This window comes from Bacillus sp. JJ864 (assembly GCF_036963045.1).
Classification (GTDB): Bacteria; Bacillota; Bacilli; order Bacillales; family Bacillaceae_G; genus Bacillus_A; species Bacillus_A pseudomycoides_C.
Genome location: NZ_JBALLY010000094.1, coordinates 36,656 through 43,073, shown reverse-complemented (window position 1 = coordinate 43,073; position 6,418 = coordinate 36,656). Strand labels below are relative to the sequence as shown.

The following is a 6,418-nucleotide window of genomic DNA, read 5'->3' as shown; positions in this document are numbered from 1 at the left end:
TCCCCCACCTATCTTCTTCACTTCTCCCTCAATCTTGATCTTACTGCCCGTTAATGCGGGATAATTTTTTTAAACGCTTCGCCCCGTATTGATAAACAAACAGGGTGCTAAATAACAGATTCATAAGAAGAACAAGTCCTGTCATCATGATATCCTTCGTTGCAAACGCAAAGAGTACAGCGAATATGACACCGCCTACGCACAGCAACGTACATAGTAACGTCAGAAAATCTTTCATTTTCGCTTCTTCTGCAATCGGATATAGCTGGAGCCATAATTTCAAACGATGATGCTTCCATAAACTTAACATCTGATAGCCGATTAAATATAAAAACAAGGCGCCGACTAGAAGGCGCACATAGAGAAACGGCGCAAAGTATAAGATCAAACCGCCAATTGTCAGTAAGCGGGCATACAACCCGAAGTAATTTCCTGAGCGTAAAAACGTGCGCAAGAATAAGAATAAATACGGTCTTTTATCCGATACCATTTGCAGAATAAAATCAAGCCACTTGCGGCGAGCTACCCGTTCTTTTAATGCCGGTACATCCACAAACATATTGGCAATGCGGTATAGCAGCATCATTTTCTTTCCTTCTTCAGCAATTAAATATTCCCAGTTCAGCGGTTTCCCTTTTACTTTCTGGTGCAAAAATACAAGGTAAATAATCATCGCAAAGACGATTGCTCCCGTATACAAAGCAGAAGCGCGCTCGACAAGGAAATAAACAAAGAAAAAGTTAAGTACAAAACGAACAAGCCAGTCCGTGAGATGAATACGGTTATCCGTCATATAAGACTTCTCCCACGTCACAAATAAATTCCAACCTTTACTTAGCACAATCGCCAGGATAATTATGATATATGTTTCCCCTGATTGTTTCGTCTGCTGGAAATAGAGCGGAGCAAGCGCCGCACTTACCATTGCCACAATATACAACTGGACGATAAACGTAAATTGAAATGCTTTTCCGAAATATGCTTTTAATTTTTCTTCTACTGGAAGTAAATATACAAGATCTGCTTCTTTTAATAACGTTTGAATCGATCCTGCCGTTAAGACGAGTCCTAACAGCACCGCCATCACAAATGCGGCCGGAAATGCAGGCGTTAATGTTTGCAGCCATTGCTGGTAATAATATGCGCCGGCACCGATGATAAATACAAAAATAAATTTCAAATGATCATTAAATACATATTTACCGTATGTACGTGTTTCCTTTAAAAAATGACGAAACCTTTCTTTCCATAGCCCTTTACTATTCATCAGCATCTTCTTCCTTCGTTAGTGCAATATAAATATCATCAAGCGTTGCCCCTGGCATATGAAACTCGCCTTGCAGCTGCTTGAGCGTGCCCTGTGCCCGGATTTCACCTTGGTGCAAAATAATGAAGGAATCACAATAACGCTCTGCTGTTGCTAAAATATGTGTACTCATTAAAATGCCTGCACCGCTCTTTTTCATTTGATCCATCATTTGCAGCAATGATTGAATCGCTAGCGGATCTAGCCCAACAAACGGCTCATCGACAATATATAAAGAAGGCTCCACTAAAAACGCACTCATAATCATTACTTTTTGTTTCATCCCTTTTGAAAAATGAGATGGAAACCACTTCAAACGATTTTTCATACGAAATTCTTTTAACAGCTTGTCTACGCGCTTCTCATACTCTTTCTCGACAATGCCATACGCCATTGCCGTTAGCTTTAAATGCTCTTCTAACGTTAGCTCCTCATAAAGTACAGGTGTTTCTGGAATAAACGAGAAACTAGAGCGGTATGCTGTCATATCATCTTTTAATGTCTTACCGTTAATCGTTATATGACCTTGTTTCGGCTCCATTAATCCGATAATATGTTTGATCGTTGTACTTTTTCCCGCACCGTTTAGACCAATTAAACCGACAAGCTCTCCTTTCTTAATAGAGAATGAAATATTTTGTAATACAGGCCGCTTCGTATATCCGCCTGTGAGATTTTCCACGCGTAATAATTGTTCCATATGACACCACTTTCTTCATTTATGTATATGTAATCATCTTACCAAAAAAATAAAGCTCCTACATAGTACAGACCTAACAATAAAAGAAAAAATTTCCTTTGCATATATCTTAAAAAAGCGGACATCATAATTAGTGAGGAAGGAACACATTGAAAAAGCAACCATAAAAGTGATGAACACAGCCTAGCGAACTCATCATGAAATGGGGTGTCTATAATGGACAAAGGTTATTTACACGGAGCCATATAATTTGTTTCATTTTAGAAACGGGGTGTCTCGCGGAGAGTAGATACTGTTTTATAAAATAAACAATTCATTTCCGAAGGATTGCAACATCATTTCATTGTAAATGGGGTGTCGACGGCAGAATATATGTCGAGTTACCGCGCATTTCCTAAATAAATGAGGTGTCTCCTAAAGGTAGATTAAACGAAAACGCTTTTTCAATCCTTCTTCAGAAGGCAGGAAGCTTACCCGCTTCCTGCTTTTCGTGTTTTTTCTATTATGTAATTATGGTAAAATACGGCTAAGACTACTGAAAGGATGAGGAATATGAATCATACAGCAGATAATTGCATTTTTTGTAAAATTATTGAGGGACAAATTCCTTGCGCAAAAGTATATGAAGATGAACATGTACTCGCTTTTCTTGATATTAGCCAAGTTACAAAAGGACATACACTTGTAATTCCAAAAGTACATAAACAAGACGTATTCGCATTAACACCAGAAATTGCTGCACACATTTTCTCTGTCGTTCCAAAAATTTCGAATGCGATTAAAGCTGAATATAATCCAGTTGGTTTCAACTTATTAAATAATAACGGCGAAAAAGCAGGACAAACTGTCTTTCACTTCCATCTTCACTTAATCCCACGCTACGGCGAAAAAGACGGTTTCGGTGCTGTATGGAAATCTCACCAAAGCGATTACACAATGGAAGAGTTACAAAACATTGCAAACACAATTGCAACTAGCGTAAAGTAACCCTTTTCTCAGAACTATTGAAGTATGTACAATAAGATTGTACATGCCATACACACCCCGCCAATGAACGCAAACCGAGCAACTTGCTGCTTTACTAAAAGGATTGGCGGGTACGATCTTTTCTGTTTTAAAATAAAAAATAATTGCATTGCTCGTACAAGAAAGAAAAGACTGACAATAAAACAAATGTTTGTAATTAATTTCACTTTTCTCCCCCCTTGTCTTATGCATATGCACAGTTTTACACATCATGAGTATAACAATGCTGTGAAACTTCCATCTATGATAGTAAGTTTCACAAATTAAGGAGGCTCTTTTCATGTCAAAATCTAAATCCTTTCTAACTGGCGTCATTTGCGGCGGAGCTGTTGCTGGACTTGCTGTACTCTTCTCTTCTCCTTCATCTGGAAGAGATATGCGAGGTAAGTTAAAAGAAAAAGGAAATGATATAAAAAAAACATTGGCTGATATTACAGCCGATACAAAATTATTAACACGACAAATTGTTGAAACAGCTTCTGAAGGAAAAGAAGTCATTCAAGAATTAAAAGATGATATGCACGAAACAATCTCGACATGGAGACAAGATATTTCTCAAAATAAGCGCCACATTGAACAAGAAATTGAAAACATTCAAAAGTCAATTGAAAAGTTACAACAAACAGTTCCTAACAAAGCTTAATTTTTCGTACTATAACAAATCGTTTTGATTCGTACCGTCTCTTATACGGCACATGACATACATGTGCCGTATTTTTTATACAATAATCCCCCTCTTCTCTCTACGTCCAAATCAGAATAAAATTCCGTCACTCTTTGTCCTGTCCGACAAGGAAACGCTTTTATAATCACTCGAATTTTGTATAGTTTTGTCATTTTAACGAAAAATTTTCACAATTCTAACAAAAACACTTTATTAATTTTTATTTTACTGGCATAATAGATAGTAATGAATAAGAATTGTATAAAGTGGGTGAATCGATGAAAAACAATGAAAAAAGTTATTCGATAAAAGAAGCGATGATTTTCAGCCAACGCATTGCTCAATTGTCAAAAGCGTTATGGAAGTGTGTGGAAAAAGATTGGCAACAGTGGATTAAGCCATATGATTTAAATATTAATGAACATCATATTTTATGGATTGCGTATCACTTAAAAGGGGCTTCTATTTCAGAAATTGCGAAGTTCGGTGTCATGCACGTATCCACGGCTTTTAACTTTTCTAAAAAATTAGAAGAACGCGGTCTACTTATATTTTCAAAGAAAGAAGATGACAAACGAAACACGTATATTGAAATTACAGAAAAGGGAGAAGAATTGCTGTTGCAATTAATGGAGGAATATGACCCTGAAAGTAATTCTGTCTTTAACGGTGCTTTAGCTCTTCGCAATTTCTACGGTAAATTCCCAGAAAACATCGAATTAATCGCCATTTTACGAAATGTTTATGGGCAAGACTTTATCGACATTTTCGAGAAATCACTGGATAATATCGAGGAGAGTTTTACAGAGCATGATGAAAAACTTGTTAAAAAATGCTAATTTATTATCTTTTCGCTATCATTCGTAAAAATTCTTGCATCAATGGTTGAAATAACCCTTGACGTTCGAGCGCTTCTGCCGCCTCTTTTCCTTCGAGGCTTTGCGGAAGCGCTCTTTCAAATTTATGTAACAGCTCATCAAATAAAAGCAAACCTTCTTGCTTTTCTATTATGTATTGCTCATTCATTTGTTCACAAAGAACTAATAAACGTTCTACGTCACGTTTCATCACTTTCTTCTTTATAATTAAAGAATAAAATGGACACTTTTCTTCATCTATCATATTAAAAAGAAGCGATACATAATATTCTGCTTGTTCTAAGCGTTTCACAACGTCCATTTTCTTCCCTCTCTTTCTAATCCGAGTTCCTCTATTTCAGAATTTTATAACACGAACAAATTATCGTATGATACAATAGAAGTATATGTACTTTCGCCAAAGGAGGACGCTCCTCGTGACAATTATAATTACATTTATTGCTTTTGCATTTATCGTTCTAATTTATACAAACCTTATGACACATACACTGTGTCAGCAAAAAGAAATGTCTGATCGACGTCAAACGAGTGTCTTTCGGTTCATCAACGTATGTATTACCGTTCTATTAATTTCTAGTTATATAGAAATTATATTTCATGCAAAGTGAGGAAGGAAACCCCTTCCTCACTTTTTTTCCTCTATAAACAAATTATACCTACTATTACTAATAAAATAAACAACACAAGCCACAAAATTAATTGTTGATTCATTATATATTCAACCTCCTCATTTCTCTTTGTATGCGTGTAAGCCCAAAATGGTGACATGACCGAATCTGACAAACCTCACCAACATATGGGTAATTTTTCTTTATCAATAGGAAAACACATCGAAATATGTTATATTAAATTTTGTACATATTGCTTATACTATAAAGTGAAACTTCCATTAGTAGGGGCTTACTGCCCGTTTATACGGGATTCAAAAATACATAATAGTAGGAGTGTTTATTTCATGAAGAAAGCAATGCTTGCCCTAGCTGTAACAAGTGTATTCACATTATCAGCATGTGGCACTTCTGACAAAGTTGCAACATCAAAAGCTGGGGACATCACAAAAGACGAGTTCTACAATGCAATGAAAAAACAAGGCGGTCAAAACGTCTTAAAAGGCCTAGTCATGAAACAAGTATTTATTAAAAACTACCCAGTAAAAGACGATGCCGTTAACAAACAATATGACGAATATAAAAAGCAATACGGTGATCAATTTGCCAATGTATTGAAACAAAGTGGCATGACTGAAAAAGAATTAAAAGAAACTATTCGTGCTGAGCTATCAATGAAAGAAGCTGTGAAGAAAAGCATCACAGACAAAGAAGTAAAAGATAACTACAAACCTGAAATTAAAGCAAGCCACATTCTTGTAAAAGATGAAGCAACTGCGAAAAAAGTAAAAGACGAACTAGCACAAGGCAAGTCTTTTGATGAGTTAGCAAAACAATACTCTGAAGATACAGGTTCAAAAGAAAAAGGCGGCGACTTAGGATACTTCGGACCAGGTAAAATGGTAAAAGAATTTGAAGATACTGCATATAAATTGAAAAAAGACGAAGTAAGTGATCCTGTAAAATCACAATTCGGTTATCACATCATCAAAGTTACTGATATTAAAGAATTAAAACCACTTGATCAAGAAAAAGACCGTATTAAAAACGATCTTGTTGACAAGAAATCACAAGATGCTCAATTTATGAACGATCTTGTTACAAAAGAAATGAAAAAAGCAGATGTGAAGATCGAAGATAAAGACTTAAAAGATATTTTCGAAACTCCAAAAGCAGACAAAGAAGCTAAGAAATAATGAAAAGCTCGGCAATTGCCGGGCTTTTTTCTTTTATATG

Annotated in this window: 10 protein-coding genes; 5 read left to right on the top strand and 5 right to left on the bottom strand. The window is 35.9% G+C overall.

Annotated features, from left to right (window positions below; genetic code table 11):
* Positions 1 to 40 precede the first annotated feature (40 nt).
* Positions 41 to 1,267, bottom strand: coding sequence for an ABC transporter permease (locus V7024_RS15645; RefSeq protein ID WP_335521533.1), 1,227 nt, complete (start codon positions 1,265 to 1,267; stop codon positions 41 to 43).
* On the bottom strand, positions 1,260 to 2,006 hold the full coding sequence (locus tag V7024_RS15640) for an ABC transporter ATP-binding protein (RefSeq protein WP_335521531.1): 747 nt from the start codon (positions 2,004 to 2,006) through the stop codon (positions 1,260 to 1,262). The genes V7024_RS15645 and V7024_RS15640 overlap by 8 nt, the downstream gene beginning before the upstream one ends.
* Before the next feature lie 552 nt (positions 2,007 to 2,558).
* On the opposite strand from V7024_RS15640, the gene V7024_RS15635 reads away from it, so the two are divergent.
* Positions 2,559 to 2,993 carry an HIT family protein gene (locus tag V7024_RS15635; RefSeq protein ID WP_335521530.1) on the top strand — a complete coding sequence of 145 codons (435 nt, stop codon included), beginning with the start codon at positions 2,559 to 2,561 and terminating at the stop codon, positions 2,991 to 2,993.
* Between the two features lie 14 nt (positions 2,994 to 3,007).
* Here V7024_RS15635 and V7024_RS15630 read toward each other — a convergent pair whose 3' ends face one another.
* Positions 3,008 to 3,199: a hypothetical protein gene (locus V7024_RS15630; RefSeq protein WP_335521526.1), complete on the bottom strand. Its 192-nt coding sequence runs from the start codon at positions 3,197 to 3,199 to the stop codon at positions 3,008 to 3,010.
* Positions 3,200 to 3,312: 113 nt separating this feature from the next.
* Between V7024_RS15630 and V7024_RS15625 the strand changes: the two genes are divergently transcribed.
* Positions 3,313 to 3,675: a YtxH domain-containing protein gene (locus V7024_RS15625; RefSeq protein ID WP_335521523.1), complete on the top strand. Its 363-nt coding sequence runs from the start codon at positions 3,313 to 3,315 to the stop codon at positions 3,673 to 3,675.
* Positions 3,676 to 3,974: 299 nt separating this feature from the next.
* Complete coding sequence (locus V7024_RS15620) at positions 3,975 to 4,535, top strand: HTH-type transcriptional regulator Hpr (protein WP_335521521.1); 561 nt, start codon at positions 3,975 to 3,977, stop codon at positions 4,533 to 4,535.
* Positions 4,536 to 4,539: 4 nt separating this feature from the next.
* On the opposite strand, the gene V7024_RS15615 is transcribed toward V7024_RS15620, so the two are convergent.
* Positions 4,540 to 4,875 carry a DUF1878 family protein gene (locus V7024_RS15615; RefSeq protein ID WP_098917545.1) on the bottom strand — a complete coding sequence of 112 codons (336 nt, stop codon included), beginning with the start codon at positions 4,873 to 4,875 and terminating at the stop codon, positions 4,540 to 4,542.
* A 121-nt stretch (positions 4,876 to 4,996) separates the two neighbouring features.
* Between V7024_RS15615 and V7024_RS15610 the strand changes: the two genes are divergently transcribed.
* The gene (locus tag V7024_RS15610) at positions 4,997 to 5,182 is read left to right on the top strand and encodes a hypothetical protein (protein ID WP_438824474.1); all 186 of its coding nucleotides are present in this window, start codon (positions 4,997 to 4,999) and stop codon (positions 5,180 to 5,182) included.
* Between the two features lie 31 nt (positions 5,183 to 5,213).
* Here V7024_RS15610 and V7024_RS15605 read toward each other — a convergent pair whose 3' ends face one another.
* Positions 5,214 to 5,357, bottom strand: a complete 144-nt coding sequence (locus V7024_RS15605) for a YjcZ family sporulation protein (RefSeq protein ID WP_371932353.1) — start codon at positions 5,355 to 5,357, stop codon at positions 5,214 to 5,216.
* A 172-nt stretch (positions 5,358 to 5,529) separates the two neighbouring features.
* Between V7024_RS15605 and prsA the strand changes: the two genes are divergently transcribed.
* The gene (prsA, locus tag V7024_RS15600; RefSeq protein WP_335521516.1) at positions 5,530 to 6,378 is read left to right on the top strand and encodes a peptidylprolyl isomerase PrsA; all 849 of its coding nucleotides are present in this window, start codon (positions 5,530 to 5,532) and stop codon (positions 6,376 to 6,378) included.
* The last annotated feature ends 40 nt before the right edge of the window (positions 6,379 to 6,418 follow it).

Excerpts from the sequence above, each read along its gene's own strand:
- prsA (WP_335521516.1), top strand. The coding sequence starts at position 5,530 with ATGAAGAAAGCAATGCTTGCCCTAGCTGTAACAAGTGTATTCACATTA.
- V7024_RS15620 (WP_335521521.1), top strand. The coding sequence starts at position 3,975 with ATGAAAAACAATGAAAAAAGTTATTCGATAAAAGAAGCGATGATTTTC.
- V7024_RS15645 (WP_335521533.1), bottom strand. The coding sequence starts at position 1,267 with ATGAATAGTAAAGGGCTATGGAAAGAAAGGTTTCGTCATTTTTTAAAG.
- V7024_RS15640 (WP_335521531.1), bottom strand. The coding sequence starts at position 2,006 with ATGGAACAATTATTACGCGTGGAAAATCTCACAGGCGGATATACGAAG.
- V7024_RS15635 (WP_335521530.1), top strand. The coding sequence starts at position 2,559 with ATGAATCATACAGCAGATAATTGCATTTTTTGTAAAATTATTGAGGGA.
- V7024_RS15625 (WP_335521523.1), top strand. The coding sequence starts at position 3,313 with ATGTCAAAATCTAAATCCTTTCTAACTGGCGTCATTTGCGGCGGAGCT.
- V7024_RS15615 (WP_098917545.1), bottom strand. The coding sequence starts at position 4,875 with ATGGACGTTGTGAAACGCTTAGAACAAGCAGAATATTATGTATCGCTT.